Source organism: Streptomyces sp. HSW2009 (assembly GCF_040240285.1).
GTDB lineage: Bacteria > Actinomycetota > Actinomycetes > Streptomycetales > Streptomycetaceae > Streptomyces.
Genome location: NZ_JBEHZD010001113.1, coordinates 1 through 719, shown reverse-complemented (window position 1 = coordinate 719; position 719 = coordinate 1). Strand labels below are relative to the sequence as shown.

Genomic DNA, 719 nt, shown 5'->3' with positions numbered 1-719 from the left:
GCGCGGGGCCGGCGGGCGCGGGCGCCGCGGGCCGCGCGCGGCGGGGGGGGGGGGGGGCCGGCCCCCCCCCGCCATGACGGAGGGGACCGCGCTGCCGACGGGGCAGCGGGTGGACTCCCCGGCGCCGGTGGCCGAACTGCTGGAGCGGGTGCGCGCCAGACCGCTGCCGGCAGAGCGGCCGTGGGAGTTGCCGGAAGGGCGGGTGGACCTGCGGGAGCTGCCCGGCGGCCGGTCGGGGGCCTCGCACGGCGAGTCGGTGGTGCGCGGCGTCGGCTACGCCGCCTGCATCAAGAACGTGGGTTTCTCAGCCGGGTTTGACGACTACTCGACGGCCCGGGTGCGGCTCCAGGTCGTCGCGGGCGAGCCGGTCGCCGCGGTGTGCACGGCGCTGGCCGAGGTCGGCCAGGGCGGCGTCACGGTGCAGGCCCAGATCGCCCGTACCGAACTGGGGGTGGAGCGGGTGACGGTCGAGCCGGCCGACACCCGCATCGGCTCGGCCGGCTCCACCTCGGCCTCCCGCCAGACCTACGTCACCGGCGGCGCCGTCCAGCACGTGTGCGCCCTGGTCAGGGAGCGGGTGTTGGCGATCGGCCGGGCCCGTTTCGGCGCCGGCGACCCGGCGTGGGCGGCGGCCGGGCTCACGCTCGCCGGCGGCGCGGTGGTCGGCGCGGCCGGCCCGGCCGGGCTCTTATACACCAATGACGCGGCCGACGCTACTC

At 78.9% G+C, this 719-nt stretch carries 1 protein-coding gene; it reads left to right on the top strand.

The features are described from left to right. Positions 1-719: molybdopterin cofactor-binding domain-containing protein (locus tag AAHZ94_RS34815; RefSeq protein WP_349997657.1), on the top strand; the 719-nt coding region annotated here is incomplete at both ends.